Below are 22839 nucleotides of genomic sequence, written 5' to 3' on the forward strand. Positions count from 1 at the left end.
TTATCTCCCCTCTCTGTAGCTGTCACCACGCACACCAGAGGTGGATGATGAATTACGGCTGTTTTGGCCTTCGTCAGCCACTGGCATTTGTAAGCCTTCTAAGGTGCTGCGTGAACGAGGCGTTGAACTGCCTTGCTGGCGTTCCATGATCTTATCTAAAGGAAGATACATCATGTTGTTGCCACCTTTACTATCCACAAGGATTTTACTGGTACTACCCAATACTTCTTCCATTGTCTCTATGTAAATACGCTCCCGTGTTACCACAGGTGCTTTTTCGTATTGAGGCAATAACGCTTCAAAGCGAGCAACTTCACCCTGCGCTTCAAGCGTTACACGCTCTTTATATGCCTGCGCTTCTTCGTTCATACGATTAACTTGACCACGAGCACGAGGTTCAATCTCACGTGCGTAGGCTTCGGCTTCTCGAATGAAACGCTGTTCATCTTCCTGTGCTGAAATTGCATCATCAAATGCGTCTTTCACTTGCTCAGGTGGGCGTGCATCACGGAAGTTCATGTCGATAATCGACACCCCCATGTTGTACGGTTCAATAATAGCTTGAAGCTCTTCCCAAACACGTTGGCGAGCCACTTCACGACCGTCGGTAAGCACATCATCCATTGTAGAATGACCTACCACGTAGCGAATTGCACTGTCTAAAGACTGGCTTAAGCTCGTTTCTGGGCTTTCAACAGCAAACGTCCAGCGGTACGGATCTACAACGCGAAATTGCATTTCCATCTGTACGCTAACCACGTTCTCGTCTTCCGTTAGCATAGAGCCTGACGATGATTGGTCGCGAATAGATTGCACATCAACAGGAATAACTCTGTCGATAAACGTTGGTGCCCAACGTAATCCAGGTTCAACTTGCTTAGCGTACTCACCGAAACGTAATACTACGCCTCGCTCAGCTTCACGAATGGTGTAAAAACCGCTTACAGCCCAAATGATCACTACCAAGCCAATTAAAATACCAGCACCGATACCGCCCAAGCTCTTACCTGAGCCTCCGCTACCGCCGCCAGATTTTCCGAACTTACCGAATAAGTTCTTGAATACATCATCTAAATCGGGTGGACCTTGATCACGTCCGCCGCGATTTTTCCACGGGTCGTTATTATTGCCACCCGGCTCATTCCAAGCCATGCTGATACTCCATAGATTACAGTTTTATTTTTGAAATTCGCATGCATTGCCGTGCTAAAAATTAGCAGCGGTTAATGTCGCACAACATACTCTGATATTCCGTTTTCTAAACGCTTTTCAAGTCTGTTCCAATCTGCCATTGGCATTCGAACATCTACCACCCAATCACCTTGATTGTCGTATTCTTCACTAGATATACAATTTAATTCAAATAGTACACCACGCAGACTACTTTGTGCTGGGGGTATTTTAAGCGTGTAGTTAACCATACTTTTACTCAAGCACTCTGTTAACGCTTGCCCAAGCAATTCGGTGCCTTCGCCGGTTTGTGCTGATAGCCATACACGGGTAGGAACACCATCCTCGTTTCTTTCAATACGAGGTTTTATGTCATCTAGTTTATCAATCTTATTACATATTAGTAATTGTTGAATCTCATTAGCGTCGATTTCTTCCAACACATCGTTAACTTCATCGATGGTTTCACGATATTTCGCGTCTGCAATATCCACCACATGGAGCAAAAGATCTGCTTCTTGAGTTTCCTGAAGCGTGGCTTTAAATGCCGCCACAAGGTCGTGTGGGAGATGCCTAATAAAGCCTACCGTATCGGCTAAAATAGCAGGACCTACATCTTTCAAATCTATTTTTCTAAGCGTAGGGTCTAACGTAGCAAACAATTGGTCTGCCGCATATACGTGCGCATCGGTAATAGTATTGAAAAGGGTAGACTTACCAGCATTGGTATAGCCCACTAAGGATACTGTGGGAATTTCAGCACGCTTTCTAGACCTACGTCCTTGTTCGCGCTGCTTTTGTACTTTTTCTAAACGACGAAGAATAGCTTTTATGCGCCCACGAAGTAATCGGCGGTCAGTTTCAAGCTGAGTTTCACCCGGCCCACGTAAACCTATTCCACCTTTTTGGCGCTCTAAGTGAGTCCAACCTCGAATAAGGCGGGTAGAGATGTGACGCAATTGAGCGAGTTCAACCTGAAGCTTACCTTCATGTGTTCTTGCTCTTTGCGCAAATATATCGAGAATAAGCCCGGTTCTATCTAGCACTCTACATTGACAAACCGCTTCTAAGTTTCGCTCTTGAGAGGGCGACAAACTATGGTTAAAGATGACGACATTAGCGTCGTGCGCTTTAACTGCTGCTGCGATTTCTTCCGCTTTACCCGAACCCACAAAGAATTTAGCTTGGGGTGCACTTCGTGAAGTTGTGATAACTTCTACCGCGTTTACACCCGCAGAAGACACAAGCAATTCGAGCTCGGCTAAATCTTCTTTGCTGTTTTCATCAGTAAAATTAACATGAACTAGTACAGCCTGTTCACCGGCTTCATAACGGTCAAACAAGCGCGTTACCTTTTAATTTATTCAGCTTTAGTATTTTCAGATTCTCCTGTAGCACTCGGCATAGTAATAGCGCGAGCGGGAACAACGGTGGAAATAGCGTGCTTATACACCATTTGGCTTACTGTATTTTTAAGTAGAATCACGAACTGATCAAATGATTCAACTTGTCCCTGTAATTTAATGCCGTTTACCAGATAAATAGATACTGGAATACGCTCCTTGCGTAATGCATTTAAGAATGGGTCTTGTAAAGACTGCCCTTTAGCCATTTGATATCCTTAGTTTTTATTATTAGTGGCCCTTACTCATGGCCACTGCACGTCTAATGTATACCACACTCAACTTATTCAAGTGTGACTTTCGCTGTAATTTTAGTCAAATTATCTTTACAAAATGTGTCTAGCCAAGTGAGATTTTCCCACCCCCTAAGCCACGTAAGCTGCCGCTTAGCAAGTTGCCTAGTAGCGATAATGCCCCTTTCGCGCATTTGCTCGTAGGACAATTGGCCCTCTAAGTATTGCCACATTTGCCTATAGCCAACCGAACGAATTGACGGTAAATCTTCGTGAAGATCGCCCCGCTCAAACAGTCGTCTAACTTCTTGTTCAAATCCATCTTCTAGCATCATGTCAAATCGCTGAGCAATTCGCTCATGCAAGACGCTTCTATCTTCTGGAGCAATAGCAAATTGGCTAATATCGTAGGGGCAAGGACTGCCTTTCTCGTTTTGCCAGTCTGTTAGCGTTTTGCCCGTTCCACGAAATACTTCTAAAGCTCTGGTTAATCTTTGAGGGTCGTTAGGGTGAATTCTGTCACCACTAATGGGATCCACTCGGCAAAGTTCGTCGTGCAATTTTTGCCAACCGGAAGCTTCTGCTTCACTGGCTATTTCGCTGCGTATCTTTTCATCTGACTTAGGTAGTGGCGAAATTCCATTTATCAAGGCATTAAAGTACATCATTGTACCCCCAGCCAATATTGGTACCCTATTTCGACTATGAATCTCTTCTATAAGCCTAACCGCATCGTTACAAAACTGTGAAACAGAGTAACTTTCTGCTGGGTCAATAATATCAATAAGATGATGAGGAACTAACGATTTCTCAGCAGCCGTAGGTTTCGCCGTACCTATATCCATATTAGTGTAGACCAAAGCTGAATCGACGCTGATAATTTCACAGTCCATTTTTTCAGCCAGCGACAGTGACAAACCCGTCTTACCTGACGCCGTCGGCCCCATTATGGAAATAACAGGTAATTGAGACTTATGCTGAGACGATGCAGATTTTATGCCATCAACCATGGTTATTACCCCATGTTGAAATCAGGCCTTCTAACGAGCGCACTTTACCAAATCGCTCTATACATTCCCATTGTTTCACGTCGTTTTTCTCATCCAACCAGTGCCACAATTGTGCGCATAATATTTCGTCCAAATCTTGGTCGTCAGATAAAACTAATTCATAGCGCTTATCATCATCTGCAACGTCACTCTCTAACAGCCTTTCAAACCAACGTATCCAAGGGAAGTGCCTTGTTCCTGCGGGTACCTGCTGCAATCTGTACTTGCCAGCCACTTGATTAATTTCAAAGTTAAGCGCGTTAAGCACCTCAATTTTTTCAGGCTCTACGTGGGCAACTTCAAGCGCCACTGGCATTAGCAAAGGTTGTGAATGTTCAGCCGTTTCAAATACATCTTGTAAATACACGTCCGCGAAAAATTTTACATCCAGCAGGTAAACATTTTCATTGCGTACGTAAATTCTACAATATGAGTTTAGTGCAATATGCTGACTTTGCTCATGCTCTGTTGACGATAGCGTGTCGCTATTTGGCGTCATCAAACGATTAAAATTAGATTGATAAGCGGCGGTTGGCGCTTTCGATTGTCTATGCCCCGATAAACCCGATAAAGAAGCGCCACCTGAGGCACCTAAACCCGATTGCGATGACGAGGCCGGAGAATGACTTAAAGGACGTATATAGTCATGACTTTGCTGCGGTGGATTAAATTTCACTGGTTCATCAAAGCGCTCAGCATCACCGTGGTGTTGAGTTTCACTCTCATTGGTAATTGAGTGCAATGCATCACATACTGTCTTACAAATAAAATCATGTACCAAGCGCCCTTGCTGAAAGCGAACTTCGTGCTTTGCCGGATGTACGTTCACGTCCACGTCTTTGGGATCGAGTGTCAGATAAACAACAAAAGAAGGCTGCTCTAGTACGCCCCATACACTTTCGTAAGCTTGCCTAATAGCGTGCATAATTAACTTATCGCGCATACCGCGCCCATTTACAAAGCTAAACTGGCAATCGTTACTGCTGCGCAGCATTACTTCGCTGCCTAGCCACGCATTCATGGTAATCCCTTCGTATTCCACATTGATATGTACAGCGTTATCAATGAATTTTTGCCCTACTACAGCGGCAATACGAGGGGCAAGTGAGCCATGTTTATCGGCAATATAGCGCTTAGTCGTCTTGCCGTTATGTTTAAGAATAAAACTAGCATGGGGGTAACTAAGGGCTATGCGCTTCACCACATCTTCAATGTGTTGAAACTCTGTTTTTTCGGCGCGCAGAAACTTGCGCCTTGCCGGCGTATTGTAAAAAAGGTCAGCTACATCAATGGTGGTTCCTTTGGGATGAGCAGCTGGCTGAATATTAACGGCCATTTCCCGACCTTCGCAGTAGGCCTGCCACGCTTCGTTTTGTGATTCGGTTTTAGAGGTTAGCGTTAAACGGCTAACCGAACTGATACTCGCGAGCGCTTCCCCACGAAAGCCTAAAGATAAGATTCGCTCTAAATCATCTAATGTTGATATTTTACTAGTGGCGTGACGGCTTAACGCAAGCTGTAATTCGTCTTTAGCAATGCCACCGCCGTTGTCTTTTAAACGAATGCGCTTATGGCCACCTTTCTCAATATCTATTTCTATTTTATCTGCGCCTGCATCTAGGCTATTTTCTAGTAACTCTTTAACCACAGACGCAGGGCGTTCAACCACTTCCCCTGCGGCAATCTGGTTGGCCAATTGTGGCGATAATAATTGTATAGACAAAAGAAACTCGTAGGTAGAATTTGATTAACGCGATGTTAGGATCTTGGAATAGTAAGTACTTGCCCTATTCTCACCACATCACTATTTAAATTATTGGCAGCTTTTAAGCGGCTAACGTTCACATTGTAGCGCTGAGCAAGGAGCGAAAGTGACTCTCCACTTCTTACAGTATGGGTTCGACTATCAGCACGTTCAAGTGCCCATAATGTACCATCTGGGGGAACTTGCTTAAAATAGCGTTTTGCTGCGGTAAACATGGCTTTCGCCAGCTTTTCTCTGTGTTTACCCCAGTTAAGGTTTTTCTCTTCTTGCGGGTTTGAAATGAACCCGACTTCAACCAAGATGGATGGAATATCTGGCGCTGTGAGTACAGCAAAACTGGCTGCTTGAGGTGCACGCTTATGCAAAGAAGTTACCTGCTTCATTTCCTCAATCACTTTATTGCCTAAGTCATGACTGGTGGCCATACTGTGATCCATCGATAAACCAAGAATGGTTTCCGCCAGATAACGCTCGTTCGATTTATCACTGATCACTTCCGCAGCACCACCAAGTAATTCAGAGTGACGTTCTGATTTTTCTAGCCAGCGACCTAGTTCTGTATCGGCACGGCGCATCGACAGCACCCACACAGAGCCCCCTTTAGGTTGTGGTTGGCTAAATGCGTCGGCGTGAATAGATATTAATAAATCGGCTTTTTGCTTGCGAGCGAGTTCTGGGCGCTTGTTTGGCGATACATAGTAATCACCGCTGCGAGTCATTATGGCCCGCATACCACGCTCACCATTAATCATGGCTTCAAGTTTTTTGGCTATGCTTAATGTAATGTGCTTTTCATATGTACCGGCGGGCCCTATGGAACCTGGATCTTCACCACCGTGGCCCGCATCAATGGCAACAATAATGTCTCGGTTTCTATGGCTACTCGAACCATCCATTACGACAGAAGACGTCGAAGCACTTGACGGTGACTTGCTAGATGCGGAAGTACCTGAACTGCTTGGGCTCGCAGCTGGCGCACCACTGTCTTTCAAATCAATAACTAGCCTGTGACCGTAAGGTTTGGTGGGTGTCATTGCAAATAAAGACGGCGATGCTGCACGATTTAATTCTATAACCACCCGCGCAGATTGTTTATTTTTCGGTGTAGAGTAGCGCACCTTGCGCACTAAATCGCCAGAATCAGACTGTAGGGATAAGGTCTTGCTATCACTCGTATTTGATAAATCGATAACGAGGCGATGTGGATTTTTAAGGGGGAAGTAAGTGAATTCAGGCGCAGACGACATATCGAGTACAATTCGCGTGTTGTCTGGTGAGGGCCAAATTCTTAACCCATCAATTTGATTTTGTGCAGCATGGACAGTTTGTACTACAACCCAAATGCACATAACCGATAGAATTTTACGTACCATGCTTCGCCTTTATTTTGCTTGTTGCTACAAGCTTATAGTCGTTATTGTTTATCAAAGCTCATTATTTATAGCGTTTTACAACCTTGCAGTATCTTTGCGCCTTTCACGCTTGTCGCTTCTACACTGAACTGACGACCAGTTGGCACAATATTTATACTAATCACTATGTCTGGTGATGCCAAGTATTCAGCGCCATTTTCTGACCATTCTATAAGGGCAATGTTTCCTGTGCCGAAATAATCTCGAATACCCATGAACTCAAGCTCTTCTGGGTCGGCTAAACGATACAAGTCAAAATGATAAATTGAGACATTCTCTAATTCGTAAGGTTCCACCAAGGTATAGGTAGGGCTTTTGACATTTCCGTCGTGCCCTAATGCTTGAATGAAATACCGGCTGAAGGTGGTCTTTCCTGCGCCCAAATCGCCGTTTAAAAATATCACGGCATCTATTGGCTGCTGAGCCGCTACGGCATTCGCCAAATCCTTTGCCATTGATGACGTATCTTCAGGCGTTGCAGCAAAAAATGAAGAGTGTGGGTAAGACATCTTTTTAACGTTCCACATGTTCAAACTAAAAGGCTGAAATTGGCATTAAGCCTACACAGCCCATACCAATAGATTTACTGATTAATTAACGCACGTACGGCATCAAATAGATCGCTGGCTATCATACCACGTTGTCCATAAAGCTGGGCAATATCATCGCCCGCTTTAGCATGCAGCACCACACCGTACTTAGCAGCAATATCAACACTAAGGCCTTGCGCCATTAGCGCTCCTAATATGCCGCTTAGTACATCACCACTGCCCGCGGTTGCCATACCAGGGTTACCATGGCGACAAACCCACGTTTTCTTTTCGTTGTCGATAAGCGTACCGGCCCCTTTTAAAACACATACTGCATGGTAGCGCTGCGAACATTGCCTAGCGTAATTGAATCGGTCGCTTTCTACATCATCAACCGACACGCCCAGCAATCGGCCAGCCTCTCCCGCATGAGGAGTGAGTACGCAGTGTTCCAGTGTATATGCAGTTGACTGCTTGCATAAAAGATTTAGTGCATCAGCATCAATGACTATAGGTTTGTTTTCACTTTGGCAGTGTTTTAGTACAGCGGTAAATACGCTTTCTGACCACTCATCCTGACCAAGTCCAGGGCCAATGACTACGCATGACGACCAGGCTAAAGCATCATCTAAATGGCTTGATGTCACCATCAATTCAGGGCGGCCTGCACTCACTTGAATAGTAGACGCCTCGTGGGTATAAACTCGTACCATTCCGGCACCACTTCGTAGAGCCGCTTCGCCGGCTAGCCTAATAGCACCGGCCGTTCCCCGATTCCCTCCCACACATAACAACCTTCCATAGGTGCCTTTATGGCTGTGCACATCGCGGGGGCCCATACCCTTGAAATGATCAATATTCAATAAAGTCGCGCTGGCTTTTGCTAGTGTTTGAAAGGCCTTTCCTACCCCCAAATCTGCATACACTAATTTACCGCAAGACTGTTTACCTGCACCGGTAACCAAACCCGGTTTGATACCCACAAAAGTAACGGTAACATCCGCTTGTACGCAGCGTCCTAAACTCTGGCCTGTGTTCGCATCTAACCCTGAAGGTACATCAATACTGACCACGGGGGTTGATGAATCATTGATGGCATCGATAACGTCGGCGAACTCATTGCGAATGTAGCTGTTAATTCCTGTACCTAATAGCGCATCGATTACTACGTCGGCTTTTTCAATCAAGGCAACATCGAAAGGTTTTATACTACCACCAGCATCTACCCACTGCTTTTGTGCAGTGCCCGCGTCGCCGTCTAACAAACGGTCTGGCTCAATCGCGCAAACATGCACTTTTTTACCTGCTTTTTTTGCATTTAATGCGGTAATGTAACCGTCGCCAGCATTGTTACCTTGGCCTAGTAGAATTAAATACACATCAGAGTTAGCGAACAAACTCTGGCACTGCTCAAATACAGCACCACCGGCGCGTTGCATTAACGTGAACATGTCACAGCCAGACTGAGCAGCCGCTTCGGCTTCATTTTCTCTGACCTGATCGGCCCGAAACAGTTTGTATGATAAACTTGAGGTGAGTTGAGTATCTAGCATAAGTACATGTCCACTATTAATTCTATCGACCTAATTCAATTAACCCAAGATATCAAGGCTTGGGGCCGCGCGCTAGGCTTTCAACAAGTTGGTATTAGTGATATTGATTTACATCAGCATGAAGCCCATTTAACGCAATGGTTAGAGAACGACTATCACGGCGACATGGCTTTTATGGCTAACCATGGCATGAAGCGCGCCCGCCCCGATGAACTTGTGCCAGGCACACTGCGCGTAATTAGTGTGCGTATGAACTACCTTCCGCCTGATGCCTCTTTCGCAAAACATCTAAGTCAACCAGACACAGGTTATATCAGTCGTTATGCACTTGGTCGCGATTATCATAAGGTGCTGCGAAAGCGATTGAAGCAACTGGGTGAAAAAATCACCGGCGCGCTGAGCAACACTGAATACCGCCCTTTTGTCGATTCAGCGCCTGTTTTAGAGCACGCTATTGCAGAAAAAGCAGGAATAGGTTGGACTGGTAAACACAGTTTGACCATTAATAAAGAGGCTGGGTCTTGGTTCTTTTTAGGTGAGCTTTTTATTAACTTACCCTTACCGATTGATTCACCCCTAGAAGAGGGCTGCGGTACGTGTACGGCATGTTTGACTATATGCCCAACCAACGCCATCGTTGCCCCCTACAAAGTAGATGCTAGACGCTGTATTTCTTATCTTACTATTGAATCAGATAAAGATATTCCCGAGGATCTTCGCCCTTTAATGGGTAATCGAATTTATGGTTGCGACGATTGCCAGCTTATTTGCCCATGGAATCGTTATGCTGATATTACTGAAGAAGAAGACTTTCACCCCAGAAAGGTTTTGCATGGACAGAGCCTAACAACGCTCTTTTCATGGGACGAAGCTACCTTTTTGAACAACACAGAAGGGTCGCCTATTCGCCGGATTGGATTTGAAAAATGGCAACGTAATATTGCCGTCGCATTGGGAAATGCCAACTACAGCGAACAAACTGTTAATGCCCTTCAGACAAACCTTGGAAAAGTGAGCGATAAAGTGGACCGACACATTTCGTGGGCATTAGCACAACAAGAAAATAAAAAAGCGGGCTTAGCATTAGAAGAGAAAGCAAACAGACAACAAAAAAGATTAACCCGAGCAGTAGAGAAAGGGTTACCACGAGACGCTTAACAAAACCAAAGTACTCGTTAAATAAAGCCTAGTTTATTAGATCTGACTAGGTCGTTGCATCGCTGATAAGCACGGGCCTAGAAGAAAACTTAACACCAATTTGGGGGTTTCCCTCTTCGATATTGCTCACTTCAAGCATTTCACCAAAATGCCACCACGACTGCGCTTTTAAGTCGTTAAGCATTCGTTTGAACCCCGCATGACTGCCAGAGTATTCCCCAGTAAACTCACATTCTGTTTGCGTGCATTCAAACGTATTCAGGGTAAGTTTTTGCCCACTCGGGTGAAACGCTAAAAATTCCGTTATTTCGTTTTGAACCTGAAGGTCTGAAAGTGCTTCATTCGTAGTAAGTGTGTGAGCACCGTCAGAGGTCTGTACGTGTGCTTCACCAGACATTTGAGGGGTAGCTTTAATCACCCTGAGGTTGCTACTTGCAGTGGTGCGCGAACGCTCCAGCACAGTATTCAAACGCTCTTTTTCCACGTTGGAACTAGCCAACTTACCGTGGTAAAAGCCGAACTGATAACCTGTCACGGCAATAAAGAGGATGAGTACAATAACAACCCAGGGTTTCATGATTTCCTTACCAGCTTGCTGGCGAGTCGTAGCTAATTATTTAGCTACGAATATGACTACTTATGATAAGGCGCACTGAGTTCGTGAACTGAATTCACAAACACACCTGCATTTTCTGGTGGTACATCTAAGTGAATACCATGACCTAGATTGAATACATGGCCAGATCCTTCGCCATAGCCCGATAAGATAGTGCCAACTTCTTCACGAATTCTTTCAGGCGAGGCATAAAGCATGGAAGGGTCCATATTGCCTTGTAACGCTACCTTGTCGCCAATGCGCGCGCGGGCTTCTGCGATATCAATAGTCCAATCAAGGCCTACTGCATCGCAACCAGTAGCCGCAATTGACTCTAACCACATGCCGCCGTTTTTAGTAAACAAAGTAACCGGTACTTTTCTGCCATCGGCTTCACGGGTAAGTCCATCAACAATACGCGCCATATATTGCAATGAAAAGTCTTTATAATCACGTGGTGACAACACACCGCCCCAAGTATCGAAAATCATGACTGATTGCGCACCTGCAGCTATTTGGGCATTAAGGTATTCCGTTACGGAATCGGCCAGCTTCTCTAATAGAGCATGCAATATAGCGGGTTCAGCAAACGCCATTTTTTTGATTTTAGTAAAGGCCTTACTCGAGCCACCTTCTACCATATAAGTAGCGAGCGTCCATGGGCTCCCAGAAAAACCAATTAACGGCACGTCGCCATTTAGTTCACGACGGATGGTGCGCACTGCATTCATTACATACTGCAGCTCGCCTTCTGGGTCTGGCAAACCAATTTTATCTACGTCGGCTTTGCACGTAATCGGCTTTTTAAAACGCGGGCCTTCGCCGGTTTCAAAATAAAGCTCTAAGCCCATTGCATCAGGAATCGTTAGAATGTCTGAAAATAAAATAGCAGCATCTAAGGGAAAACGACGAAGCGGCTGTAAAGTAACCTCACAGGCAAGCTCGGCATTTTTGCACAAAGACATAAAGTCGCCAGCAACGGCACGGGTTGCTTTGTATTCAGGTAAATAGCGGCCAGCTTGTCGCATCATCCATACAGGTGTGACATCGACAGGTTGCTTTGATAACGCCCGTAGGTAACGATCATTCTTTAAAGCGGGTTTAGCAGCACTGGTAGCTTTTTGCGACATATATTCACCTGAAATTAGAAAAATAAAACGGCGAAATTATACCAGCATTCGTTTCATTTTGTGCTAAAAAGCTGTCTTAATTTGGCAACTTGCGATACTTACACCTAATAATACGACGAACAATACTTGAAAAAGGGGCTTGCGCTACTAGTAAGTGTTTGCTACTAATATATACAGCTACGACAAAGAAGCCCGCAAAGGGACCGTGCTAAACTCATTGAAACCCTGCTTCGGCAGGGTTTTTTATTTGTCTGCTAATTGCGACAGGGTTTTGGCGATGAGTTGCCCTGCAATCGAAAATGGCGGTGGAATGGTTGGCAGTGCATCCACACTAAACCACTGAGCATCATCAATTTCATTCTCCTGACACCGAATTTCACCACTTTCATATTCAGCAATAAAGCCAACCATTATAGAATGCGGGAATGGCCAGGGCTGGCTATCGATGTAACGTAAGTTCTTTACTTTTACCCCCACCTCTTCAAATACTTCCCGATGGACGGCTTCTTCTAAGCTTTCGCCGCTTTCGACAAATCCAGCAAGAGTAGAATACATATTTGCTTCTTTGTGCCTAACCCCTTTTGCCAATAGCAACTTTTCATTGTTGTGTATTGAAACAATAATGCAAGGCGATACACGGGGATAACTTCTGTGATGGCAGCGATGGCAATGCACGGCCATTTCCCAATTTACTCTTTCGGTATGCGAACCACATTGGCCACAAAACTGATGCGTTCTTAAAAAATGGACATATTGCCAAGCCCTACCTACGACTGAAAAACCGATATCTTGTTGTTCGAACAATAAATGGCGTAATGACACCGAGTCCCATTGTTCGTCTTCTATTGTTTCAGCACCGAGATCGACGACAAAGACGGGGGGGCTTTTCTGGGCAGATTCATGTAGTGGGGGAAGTTGATGAACCTCTTCGCGATAATTTTCGAGAAAGGTAAATTCATTAATATGCGCTAAAGGAACATTTATTTCGCCTTTACGAATGACAATCCGACCTTTGGTAAAAATGATCCACTGTCCAATCTCAGTCTCGATTTCACAATCGCTGCGCTTTATCATCATAAAACTGTTATCCACCCATTAAAGATATACAAGATAAGATAACATATATTTAATTACGACAACTCAGTGGGTTCAATTTGTGTCGTATAGGCTGAGTGTTATACTAGGATGGAATGCTGGAAAATAGCAGGTGCTGGATTAATAGAAAGCGCTGATTGAAAGGATCATGAAATGTTACAGCAGTTAGAGAAGGTAAAAGTTAAATGGGGTGGCAAAAGTGACACTGTCGATAATTGGCTGTTAGCCAGACAGTCGCTGCTTGTGTCCTATTGCCATTTAGCCGGTTTAGACCAGCAAGGCGAGTCATTACCTGAAGCAAATGACATCGCTAATTTTTGTGAAAACCTAATGGATTACCTTTCCGCTGGGCACTTCGAGGTCTTTGATATGTTGGTTGACGATGAAGCAGAAGGTAAAGCGTTAAAGCAGCGTCTTTACCCAAAACTTACGCAAACCACTGACTCAGCCTTACAATTTAATGATAAATTCGCAGAGGCATTTACTATTGAACAAGCGGCCGTTTTTGACAGTGAGCTTGCGAATATTGGTGAAACTCTTGAAGAGCGCTTTGCTTTAGAGGACCAATTAATTGCACACATGTACGCCAACGTAGAGTAAATAAAGCGGGTAAACATCTGTCATTAATGACGTCATTACCAATATAATTAGTAAAATAGCCACGGTAGCAATAAATGAATAAAGCCACGCTTATCCACAAAGCTCGCGCATACTGCGAGCAAAGAGGCGCTAGATTTACCCCTCTTCGAGAGAAAGTGTACGAAATATTAGTCGCTAAGCACGGCCCAATGGGGGCCTATGAATTGCTAGATGCGCTAAAAGAGACTGAATCCGGTGCAAAACCTGCCACCGTTTACCGAGCCCTCGATTTTTTACTCGATTTCGGTTTTATTCATCGCCTTGAGTCGACCAATGCATTCGTAGCCTGTTATCATTTTGGTTGCAACCACCCTGTACAGTTTCTTATTTGCGACAGTTGTGGTGACGTTGCAGAGATACAGTCTGAAGGTTTGAAAGAAACATTAGATAGTCAGGCAGAGGCCAATGGCTTCAAAGTATCTAAACAAACAATAGAGGCGCATGGTCTTTGTGCTGATTGTCAACAAACGGAAAATACCGTTGCAAAGGAGCACACTCATGAATGCTGAGTTCGTTAATCCGTTTATTTCTGGTTTACTCAATGTATTAGAAACCATGGCGCAAACCAAACTTACGCCTGGTAAACCCAAACGCAAGCAAGGCGATGTAGCTAAAGGCGATGTGTCTGGGTTGATTGGCATGGTAGGCCCAAGTGTGCGTGGCTCTATGTCCATTACCTTTGAAGAATCTCTTGCCCTTACCATTATGGAACGCATGGTTGGCGAACGCCCTGAAAAACTTGATGCAGAAGTTGGAGATATGGTTGGCGAAGTCACTAACATGATATGCGGAGCGGCAAAACGCGACCTTGCAGATCGCGGATTTGAATTTGGAATGGCGACACCTATTGTTGTGTCTGGTAAGCAGCATACCATTAGCCATCAGGTCAGCGGCGCGAAAATCATCCTTCCGTTTATGTGCGATGAAGGATTGGCGCATTTAGAGATCTGCTTTGACAAATAATTCCTGGTACTCTGAAAAAATTACACTACCTGAATTTCCTCGTGGCTTTCATCTAGTAACAGAGTATATAATTAGCGCTTTACCCATGCTGCAACACATTGAGGTAGGTCTTCTTCATTTATGGCTTAAGCACACCAGTGCTAGCCTTACAATAAATGAAAATGCAGATCCGACTGTCAGGTCGGATATGGAGGCCTTCTTTAACTATAGTGTAAAAGAAAACTTGCCCTTTTTCCGGCATACTTACGAAGGTAGTGATGATATGCCGGCTCACTTGAAATCAAGTCTGCTGGGGTGTCAGGTTTCAATACCGGTGGAGAAAGGGAGGCTACAACTTGGTACTTGGCAGGGCATCATGCTAGGCGAGCACCGAGATATTGGCGGCCAACGAACGATTATTGCCACATTACAAGGGCTAGCGACATCGCCCATATAACAAAATGGCATATTAATTGCTTAGAACAACTAAGCACAAGCTAGAATTATCATAAATCGATAATCACTCAACGTTTAACAGGATGTGACTATGAAAAAACACTTTAAATTAGCGGCACTTTCGCTTGCCGTACTTTCATCAACTGCCTTTGCACAAGATTCTTCTGAGCCAGAATATAAAAACTGGTTTGGTATTTCTGGTCTTTATTACAATACTGACGTTGAACGTCCTACTACTGAAGTACTAGATGACGGCCAAGGCGTATCATTCGAGTACGGATTCCGCTTCACTCAAAGCTGGGCAGCACGTGTTGAATTCACTGCTTTAGAACTAGACTACGTTGGTGGTTCTAGCGATGATGGCGAAATGGTAGGTGTTGATGCACTTTACTTCATGCCTAACGATGCATGGTACTTATTCGGTGGTGTTAAACGTCAATCAGTAGGCGAATCAACCACGCTAGGTAACATCGGTATTGGTAAACACTGGGATATCGCTGAATCTGTTAAGATTGTTACAGAGATTGCTACTTACCATGACTTTGGTGAAGACTATAACGATTACAGCGTAAAACTTGGTTTAGCGATTCCTTTCGGTAAATCTACTCCTTCTGCACCTAAAGACGGTGACAATGATGGCGTAATCGATAGCAAAGACCAGTGTCCTATGACTCCAGCTGGTGTTCGTGTTGATGCAACTGGTTGTAGCATTGATAACGACAACGATGGCGTGCTTAACAGTGTAGACCAGTGCCCTAATACTCCAGCAGGTACTGTTGTTGATGCTAAAGGTTGTGCACTTAAAGATGCCGACAACGACGGTGTTGTAGATGCGAAAGACATGTGCCCAGACACAGCTGCAGGCGTTAAAGTTGACGCTAAAGGTTGTACAGTGTTTGACGAAGAAACAGTAGAAATTACACTACGCGTTCTTTTCGACAACGAGAGCTCTGTTGTTAAAGCGCCTCGTGACCCAGAAATCTCTGAATTTGCTGAATTCATGAAGCAGTACACTAACACTACTGCGGTAATTGAAGGTCACACTTCTGCACCAGGTTCTGAAGCATACAACATGGATCTTTCAGAAGACCGTGCTGCATCTTTCAAAGAAGTAATGGTAGACATGTACGATATCGACGCTAGCCGTTTAGAAACTGTTGGTTACGGTGAGACTCGTTTACTAGATACAGCTAAAAATGCCGAAGCACATCGTGTTAACCGTCGCATCTCTGTGACTGTTAAAGATACTGTTAAGGTTCCTGAAGAGAAGTAAGCTTCTTTCAGACACGAAAAAGGCGCCTGATTGGCGCCTTTTTTATTGCTCGTTATTTCTGCTCACTTCAACACTTAGCTTTATCACCGCGAATGGATAGCAAACGCTTATATGCGCTTAATATTCGTCAGGCATTGCTGGACCGGCATAATTGTCAAAACGAGAGAACTGACCTTGGAAGGTAAGGCGACTGGTTCCGATAGGACCATTACGCTGTTTACCTATAATAATCTCTGCTACGCCCTTCTCTTCACTGTTCTCATGATAAACCTCATCACGATAGATAAACATAATAAGGTCGGCATCCTGCTCGATAGAGCCCGACTCACGCAAGTCTGAGTTTACTGGGCGTTTATCTGCTCGTTGCTCTAGACTTCGGTTAAGCTGCGATAGGGCAACTACTGGCACTTCTAATTCTTTTGCCAATGCTTTGAGTGAGCGGGAAATTTCAGCAATTTCCAAGGTTCTGTTGTCACTGAGTGAGGGCACACGCATAAGTTGAAGGTAATCAATCATGATCAAGCTTATACCACCACGTTCGCGAGCGAGTTTACGCGCTCGGCTTCTCACATCCATGGGGGTAAGGCCAGATGAATCATCAACAAATAATCTGTCTTTGTCTTTGAGCATCGCCATGGTGTTGGAAATGCGTGCCCAATCTTCGTCATCCAACTGAGCGGTACGAATTTTGGTTTGATCCACTCGACTAAGCGATGCCAGCATACGCATCATGATTTGTTCAGAAGGCATCTCTAAACTAAACACTAAGACCGGCTTTTCCTCGGACATCATGGCATTTTCAACCAAGTTCATCGCAAAGGTGGTTTTACCCATTGAGGGACGAGCCGCCACGATAATTAAATCTGAAGGCTGTAGACCACTGGTCTTTTTATCCAAGTCGGTGAAACCTGTAGTAACACCGGTCACTTCTTTATTGGTTTTAACCAAGACTTCAAGACGGTCGATGGTTTTACCCAGCACCGCTTCTACATCCCGGGGGCCTTCATTTTCACCGGTGCGACGCTCTGCAATTTCAAATACTTTGCTTTCAGCTAAGTCGAGAATGTCTGCACTGTCACGGCCTTCGGGATTATACCCAACTTCTGCGATTTCATGAGCTACACCAATAAGCTCCCGTGTAATTGCACGTTCACTTATAATCTGTGCATATGACACCACGTTCGCAGAACTTGGCGTATTTTTAGCGAGTTCACCGAGATAAGCGAAACCACCAGCGTTTTCAAGTTCATCGTGCTTTTCAAGCTCTTCTGAAACGGTGATGAGGTCGACCGGTGCGCTTCTATTTAGCAAACGCGTAATGGCGCTATAAATGGTTTGATGCGAGCGGTTGTAAAAGTCGGTATCAGTAACAAGCTCCGCTACTTTGTCCCAACTTTCTGGATCAATAAGCATACTGCCAAGAACAGACTGTTCGGCCTCAATACTATGAGGAGGAACTTTCAACTTCTCTACATTATTATCGCCTTTTGGAGGGGATACCACTTACACTACCTACTCTGTTTACTTGAAGCACGGCCCACTATTATGCGCTTTTGCGCATCGTTGAACAATGGAGGATGAGATCATAAATGAAGGTTAATAAAAATTATTAACGACTCGCGGAATGCAAACCTTCGTGAAGCGCTTATCTTGTAAGGGCTACTCCAACCACTTCACCACAATACGGTTGACTTATAGCGTTTTTTCAATGCGAAAAAAGGTGCCATCAAAAACGGTATAAGCAACCTTATGCTCTTGAAACAACAGTACTGAACCTAACGCCTGAGGGCCATTTGCACAAGAAAGCTCTACCTGCGTAATTTTACCGTCATCGAAACCTAACGCGTTTCCCGCTATTTTAAAGCTAGCAGCTAGTTCGTCGGAATCGACTTTCTTCTCTGTATACGTAGGAGACTCACATGCCTGTTGATTCAGTTGCGCACTATCTGAATGGTAAACCAATGAACTACCTAATACCTCTTTAGCTTCTGTGGCGCTTTGTGCTGAGATTCCAGGCTGGTACGCTTTAGTTACCACCCAAGTACCTTCAAAGAAGGCCGGATCTTGTACTGCGCATCCTAATGTTAATACGCTAATGCTTATCGCGCCGGCTATCAGGCCGTGAAAGCGCCAAAAGCGTTTTAAATGGCTAAGAATATTCAAAGCTCTTTCCCTAATTATTGATTATTTAGCGCTATTTGCGGATATTGACTTAGCTATTTCGACGTGGGGAGAAACGTTACGTTCACTAGCGTGGGGTAAATAGACACAAAACTGCGGCGGACAGATTCGTTGCGTATTAATTATGTGCAATTTGCGCGTGACGCCATGTCACAATCTTATACAAACGTGATAACAACCTGCCCTAACTTAATCTATATATAGGGGCGTTAGTGCTTTTTTCAAGCAAAAACGCCAATGCTTAAATTTCCTCAACCCTTGTCACTACTGCGAATCTAAGGTGATACGCCCATTTACCGTTGAGATATCAACATTCGCAGAACCACCATTGTTGATAAATCGCAGCCAGCTGCTAGGGCCATATTTTGGCTTTTTAACTGCATCGCTACTTACGTTATTAATGATTTTGCCACCTGCATGCGTCTCAATGTCAAATTGTGCAGATACTTTAGGTTGAAAGCTAAAACGTAGCTTTCCACCTACCGAACTGGCTTTCAGTCGCCCGTTCTCGTTTAAGTGCAAGCGCGCATTCGTGGCACCATTCACAGTGGTCACACTAAGAGAATCTATTTTCTCTAGGGTTAAATCAATGCCTCCATTAACGGTTTCAACCGCTACGTCAGGGCTAGATGTACTTAACCTCAGGTCACCATTAACGGCAACAAAAGACACACCATCCTTTCCTGAATGAACAGCTTCCACATCGCCATTCACTGTTTCTACATCAAGTTTGCCTTTAACATTGTTCAACGCAATGTCACCGTTTACCGACTCTACTTTAACGCGATTACCAATATTGGTGAGCTCTACATCTCCGTTTACCACTTCAACATTTACACTTTGGACGATGTCATTTATTTGCACATCAGCATTAATCGCGGTGTAGTTTACATCGCTAGATTTAGGCACAAAAATTACCAGGTCATCCCCTTCATCTTTGTTTTTCCACCAGTGCTTGCCGCTACGCTTCACTTCAACATGAATAACGATAACATTGCCACGTTGTTCAAAGACAAACTCGTCGGTGTTCTCACCCAGTTCACCGGTAACGTGTACTTGAGGTTTATCCCAACCTTTGATTTGAGCGTCACCGTTGACGTGCTCTATATCAATTTTAACGCTATTTGGGACATCTAGTGTTCGGTCTATTTTCTCGCCCGCATATGCGGTAAAGGCCAGCATTGTGCTACTTAAAAGTACACCATGAAAGAGTACACTAGCTAAGGTTTTGCGAATGATAGTCATAATAAAACTCCTTAAATTTGTTGCCATTTGGGCGCGTGCACTCGCTCAATTAATGTGATTTGCTGTTGATATACGTGTTTTAGCATCTTTAATAGTGCTCGATTGTTAGGATCATCTTTTAATGCTGCTTTTATCACAACAGCAGCGTCGTCTAATTCTTTTAATTGCGCTTGCCAGTTTTCACTTAATTCTGGTGCACTGTCGTAACTCGCTAGCAAAGTGGCCATCTGTTCATCTTGCTGCTCACTCAGTGCATCAACTAACGCATAACCTGCGAGCTTAGGTTGCTCACCGCTCGTTTCACCGTTGGTAAAAACAGGCGAGAAAAACCAAATAACACTGACCAGCATGGCACTCGCTGCCATGGCCAACCATGGTGTGGTAGATAAGCGAGCAACTGTGCCGCGCTTCTCTTGGCCTAAGGGTTGCTTATGTAGCCCATTTTCGTGTCGCCCATTTACATCGGCTTTGCCGCTTACTTGGCTGTGTAGTGACAATTCAATACCCCGCCATAAATCTCTTTCAGGCTCACGGGTTTTAGGTAGGCGTTGAATCTCAGCCGCTAAGGCTTTATCAAACTTATTCATCTTCACACCCCATCCAGGTTTTTAGCAGTTGTTTAGCGCGATGAAATTGCGCTTTACTGGTGCCTACTGCCATGTCTAACATTTGTGCAATTTCTTCATGCCTATAGCCTTCAATAGCGTGCAGTACGAATACCATTCGAGCTCTTTGTGGCAATCTAACCACTAACGCTTCTAAATCGACTTGGCCGCTGTCTTCCTCTGCTGGCATTTCCATCGCTGGACTGGTTTCAATATTAAACATACGTTGAACCCAGTTGCGCTGTTTACGCAAATACGACACGGTCACATTGGCTGACACACTATGTAACCAAGTTGAAAACTGACTTTGTCCATCGAATCTGTCTAACTTTGACCATAACTGAATAAATACTTCTTGTGTGGCGTCTTCGGCGAGACCACGGTCGCCTGTTAGACGCAAGCATAATGCGTACACTCGCCCGACATGGTTATGATACAAGGTTTTGTAGGCCACTTTATCACCCTGCTTAGCTGCGAGAATCACCGCGGCTTCACGCTGGCTTTCATCATCGCTAGTCAGGTTGGAAACCTTTGCTAAAGTGCGCTCCATCACAATCTCATTTTTTTTCGTAAACCGATTTTTTCAACATTTTTGGTTTACCATCTTGTTATTCTTAAAAGGTTAGTCGTACCCTATGTGATAAAGGTTTAAATTAGCAAAACTTATTTTTGGAGTTTGTATGTCTTCCCCCTTAAAAGTTGACGCGTTATTCGCAGGGCAGCCCCAACCACTTGGCCCACGAGGTGCGCCGAGTAGTATTGTAAAAAGCGCAGTTTCACAGCTAACCGTCCACCTTGATTGTACCGACGAAGATCAACAATCAAACAAGAAACTTCATGGCGGCCCCGAAAAGGTTTTGCATCAATTTAGCCCCCTTCATTACTTTACGCTACGTAAGCATTTTCCAGACGGTGAGTTTGAGCCTGGCAGTATTGGTGAAAATATCAGCGTGGATGGTATGGATGATGCCACGGTTTATATTGGAGATGTATGGAAGTTCGGTGAGGTTGTACTGCAAGTCAGTGCGCCGCGAGCACCCTGCAGTAAAATATCCCAACGTTTTAATATTAAAAACCTAGACAGGTTTGTTGGCGAGCGAGGGATAACGGGTTGGTATTACCGCGTGCTTGAAACCGGTGTAATTAGTGTAGGCGATTCGGTAACCTTGGTTAGCAGAGAGGACGACACCGTTAATGTGCATACACTTATGCGCTGCGCACATACTAAAACCGATGTCGAATTAGCGACCAAACTGTCACACTTAGCCATTATCGATGATGAATGGCGGGATAAGTGCGCACGAATAAGCCGAAAAGGCTAGTTGAGCGCTGTCAGGCTATCCCCCGTCCACTCGTGACGCACCTTTTGTCCTTGCTTTAAACGTTCTGCCCCACGAACAACAACCAGTTGCGTGGGGTCTACTTCACCAAATACTTCAATTCTACTCCCCATACCTACCCCCGTTTCAACTTTAACCTGCTGGGCCTCATTATCTTGATTGAGTTGATAAATATACGTACCGGATTTTCTCAAAACGAGAGCATCCCTAGGAATGGTCACGCCACCGTGCTCTTCACTGCTAGGCACTGCCACCCTTACTGCACTTCCAATAGGAAAGTCTCCAGGCTTTAGCGCGATACGCATTTCCATCATGCGAGAATTTTCATTGCCCACAGGAACGATAGCCCGCACCGACTCCATTACCCCGTGGGTTTTACTTAGCACATTAACCTGCATTCCACTCTCAATGAAAGGCAATACGGAAAGCGGCGCCTTTACCTGCACCTCTATATTGTTAGGGTTAACTACTCTAATCAGGGTTTGGCCAATACTGGTGTATTCTCCAGGGGCTTGTATGCGGTCGACCACCAAGGCGGTAAAGGGGGCTTTTACACTACTTTGGCGAATGTGATATTCGGTTAAATTTTTTGCCAACGTGGCTTGCTCTAGCTCCTGACGCGCGTTCTCTAAATCAGCCACTACGGTTTCCAGCTCGCCCCGCGACGTATTTTTACTGGCTTCCAAGTTTTCATAACGGGCCAAGCGCTTTTCAAATAAAGTTACCTGAGCACGCCACCGAGCAATATTAGATTGATTTTGACTCAGCGTGATTTGCAATCGGGTATCATCAATTTTTGCTAAAACCTCACCCGCAGCGACACTATCTCCTACATTCGCCATCCACGTGATTCGGCCATCAACCTCAGAGGCGACATCTGAATCAGTTTGACTCATTACGGTGCCAGGCACCCAGGTTAATGCTGTTATCGCCTCTTCTTTGGCTTCGTCAACTTGAACCAAGATAGGAGGAGGCGTTTTGTCGACTTCTTGTGCAGCAAGATTCAGCGACAAACAACACACGCTTATGCCTACTAGACCTATTTTTTTATTCATGGTGGTTGCA

Annotated in this window: 24 protein-coding genes; 7 read left to right on the forward strand and 17 right to left on the reverse strand. The window is 44.7% G+C overall.

Annotated elements, in window-relative coordinates:
• From hflK to AMBT_RS19505, 8 genes are all read right to left on the reverse strand, one after another.
• On the reverse strand, positions 1 to 1152 hold the full coding sequence (gene hflK / locus AMBT_RS19470) for an FtsH protease activity modulator HflK (protein ID WP_013786371.1): 1152 nt from the start codon (positions 1150 to 1152) through the stop codon (positions 1 to 3).
• Between the two features lie 71 nt (positions 1153 to 1223).
• Positions 1224 to 2513 carry a ribosome rescue GTPase HflX gene (hflX, locus tag AMBT_RS19475; RefSeq protein ID WP_013786372.1) on the reverse strand — a complete coding sequence of 430 codons (1290 nt, stop codon included), beginning with the start codon at positions 2511 to 2513 and terminating at the stop codon, positions 1224 to 1226.
• A 17-nt stretch (positions 2514 to 2530) separates the two neighbouring features.
• Positions 2531 to 2782 (reverse strand): RNA chaperone Hfq, encoded by a 252-nt coding sequence (gene hfq, locus AMBT_RS19480; protein ID WP_013786373.1) that lies wholly within the window; start codon positions 2780 to 2782, stop codon positions 2531 to 2533.
• Positions 2783 to 2856: 74 nt separating this feature from the next.
• Positions 2857 to 3816, reverse strand: coding sequence for a tRNA (adenosine(37)-N6)-dimethylallyltransferase MiaA (gene miaA / locus AMBT_RS19485; RefSeq protein WP_013786374.1), 960 nt, complete (start codon positions 3814 to 3816; stop codon positions 2857 to 2859).
• Entirely contained in the window at positions 3809 to 5578 is a 1770-nt protein-coding gene (gene mutL, locus AMBT_RS19490) for a DNA mismatch repair endonuclease MutL (RefSeq protein WP_013786375.1), read from the reverse strand. The genes miaA and mutL overlap by 8 nt, the downstream gene beginning before the upstream one ends.
• Positions 5579 to 5613: 35 nt before the next feature.
• Entirely contained in the window at positions 5614 to 6993 is a 1380-nt protein-coding gene (locus AMBT_RS19495; protein ID WP_013786376.1) for an N-acetylmuramoyl-L-alanine amidase, read from the reverse strand.
• 65 nt (positions 6994 to 7058) lie between these two features.
• Positions 7059 to 7541 carry a tRNA (adenosine(37)-N6)-threonylcarbamoyltransferase complex ATPase subunit type 1 TsaE gene (gene tsaE, locus AMBT_RS19500; RefSeq protein WP_013786377.1) on the reverse strand — a complete coding sequence of 161 codons (483 nt, stop codon included), beginning with the start codon at positions 7539 to 7541 and terminating at the stop codon, positions 7059 to 7061.
• A 74-nt stretch (positions 7542 to 7615) separates the two neighbouring features.
• A complete protein-coding gene (locus AMBT_RS19505; protein ID WP_013786378.1) occupies positions 7616 to 9115 on the reverse strand; it encodes a bifunctional ADP-dependent NAD(P)H-hydrate dehydratase/NAD(P)H-hydrate epimerase in 1500 nt (499 codons plus the stop codon).
• A 6-nt stretch (positions 9116 to 9121) separates the two neighbouring features.
• Here AMBT_RS19505 and queG point away from each other — a divergent pair, with 6 nt between their 5' ends.
• Positions 9122 to 10273 (forward strand): tRNA epoxyqueuosine(34) reductase QueG, encoded by a 1152-nt coding sequence (gene queG, locus AMBT_RS19510; protein ID WP_013786379.1) that lies wholly within the window; start codon positions 9122 to 9124, stop codon positions 10271 to 10273.
• A 46-nt stretch (positions 10274 to 10319) separates the two neighbouring features.
• Here queG and AMBT_RS19515 read toward each other — a convergent pair whose 3' ends face one another.
• The 3 genes from AMBT_RS19515 to nudC form a co-directional block, all read right to left on the reverse strand.
• Positions 10320 to 10850 carry a hypothetical protein gene (locus tag AMBT_RS19515; protein ID WP_013786380.1) on the reverse strand — a complete coding sequence of 177 codons (531 nt, stop codon included), beginning with the start codon at positions 10848 to 10850 and terminating at the stop codon, positions 10320 to 10322.
• Between the two features lie 56 nt (positions 10851 to 10906).
• The gene (gene hemE, locus AMBT_RS19520) at positions 10907 to 11998 is read right to left on the reverse strand and encodes a uroporphyrinogen decarboxylase (protein WP_013786381.1); all 1092 of its coding nucleotides are present in this window, start codon (positions 11996 to 11998) and stop codon (positions 10907 to 10909) included.
• 243 nt (positions 11999 to 12241) lie between these two features.
• Positions 12242 to 13075 carry an NAD(+) diphosphatase gene (gene nudC, locus AMBT_RS19525; RefSeq protein ID WP_013786382.1) on the reverse strand — a complete coding sequence of 278 codons (834 nt, stop codon included), beginning with the start codon at positions 13073 to 13075 and terminating at the stop codon, positions 12242 to 12244.
• 171 nt (positions 13076 to 13246) lie between these two features.
• On the opposite strand from nudC, the gene rsd reads away from it, so the two are divergent.
• The 5 genes from rsd (at position 13247) to AMBT_RS19550 (ending at position 16403) form a co-directional block, all read left to right on the forward strand.
• Positions 13247 to 13693 carry a sigma D regulator gene (gene rsd, locus AMBT_RS19530; RefSeq protein ID WP_013786383.1) on the forward strand — a complete coding sequence of 149 codons (447 nt, stop codon included), beginning with the start codon at positions 13247 to 13249 and terminating at the stop codon, positions 13691 to 13693.
• Between the two features lie 74 nt (positions 13694 to 13767).
• Positions 13768 to 14241 carry a transcriptional repressor gene (locus tag AMBT_RS19535; protein ID WP_013786384.1) on the forward strand — a complete coding sequence of 158 codons (474 nt, stop codon included), beginning with the start codon at positions 13768 to 13770 and terminating at the stop codon, positions 14239 to 14241.
• A complete protein-coding gene (locus tag AMBT_RS19540) occupies positions 14231 to 14695 on the forward strand; it encodes a chemotaxis protein CheX (RefSeq protein ID WP_013786385.1) in 465 nt (154 codons plus the stop codon). The genes AMBT_RS19535 and AMBT_RS19540 overlap by 11 nt, the downstream gene beginning before the upstream one ends.
• Complete coding sequence (locus tag AMBT_RS19545) at positions 14685 to 15131, forward strand: secondary thiamine-phosphate synthase enzyme YjbQ (protein WP_013786386.1); 447 nt, start codon at positions 14685 to 14687, stop codon at positions 15129 to 15131. Before AMBT_RS19540 ends, AMBT_RS19545 begins: the two co-directional genes overlap by 11 nt.
• 90 nt (positions 15132 to 15221) lie before the next feature.
• The gene (locus tag AMBT_RS19550) at positions 15222 to 16403 is read left to right on the forward strand and encodes an OmpA family protein (RefSeq protein ID WP_013786387.1); all 1182 of its coding nucleotides are present in this window, start codon (positions 15222 to 15224) and stop codon (positions 16401 to 16403) included.
• 117 nt (positions 16404 to 16520) lie between these two features.
• Here AMBT_RS19550 and dnaB read toward each other — a convergent pair whose 3' ends face one another.
• From dnaB to AMBT_RS19575, 5 genes are all read right to left on the reverse strand, one after another.
• Entirely contained in the window at positions 16521 to 17906 is a 1386-nt protein-coding gene (gene dnaB, locus AMBT_RS19555; RefSeq protein WP_013786388.1) for a replicative DNA helicase, read from the reverse strand.
• Between the two features lie 189 nt (positions 17907 to 18095).
• The gene (locus tag AMBT_RS19560; RefSeq protein ID WP_013786389.1) at positions 18096 to 18566 is read right to left on the reverse strand and encodes a hypothetical protein; all 471 of its coding nucleotides are present in this window, start codon (positions 18564 to 18566) and stop codon (positions 18096 to 18098) included.
• A gap of 282 nt (positions 18567 to 18848) precedes the next feature.
• Entirely contained in the window at positions 18849 to 19829 is a 981-nt protein-coding gene (locus AMBT_RS19565; RefSeq protein WP_013786390.1) for a DUF4097 family beta strand repeat-containing protein, read from the reverse strand.
• A gap of 11 nt (positions 19830 to 19840) precedes the next feature.
• Entirely contained in the window at positions 19841 to 20416 is a 576-nt protein-coding gene (locus AMBT_RS19570) for a hypothetical protein (RefSeq protein ID WP_013786391.1), read from the reverse strand.
• Positions 20409 to 20984 carry an RNA polymerase sigma factor gene (locus tag AMBT_RS19575; protein WP_013786392.1) on the reverse strand — a complete coding sequence of 192 codons (576 nt, stop codon included), beginning with the start codon at positions 20982 to 20984 and terminating at the stop codon, positions 20409 to 20411. Before AMBT_RS19575 ends, AMBT_RS19570 begins: the two co-directional genes overlap by 8 nt.
• Positions 20985 to 21114: 130 nt before the next feature.
• Between AMBT_RS19575 and AMBT_RS19580 the strand changes: the two genes are divergently transcribed.
• Positions 21115 to 21756, forward strand: a complete 642-nt coding sequence (locus tag AMBT_RS19580; protein WP_013786393.1) for an MOSC domain-containing protein — start codon at positions 21115 to 21117, stop codon at positions 21754 to 21756.
• On the opposite strand, the gene AMBT_RS19585 is transcribed toward AMBT_RS19580, so the two are convergent.
• Positions 21753 to 22829, reverse strand: coding sequence for an efflux RND transporter periplasmic adaptor subunit (locus AMBT_RS19585; protein WP_013786394.1), 1077 nt, complete (start codon positions 22827 to 22829; stop codon positions 21753 to 21755). The genes AMBT_RS19580 and AMBT_RS19585 overlap by 4 nt on opposite strands.
• Positions 22830 to 22839: the final 10 nt, after the last annotated feature.

Source organism: Alteromonas naphthalenivorans (assembly GCF_000213655.1).
Taxonomy (GTDB): Bacteria; Pseudomonadota; Gammaproteobacteria; order Enterobacterales; family Alteromonadaceae; genus Alteromonas; species Alteromonas naphthalenivorans.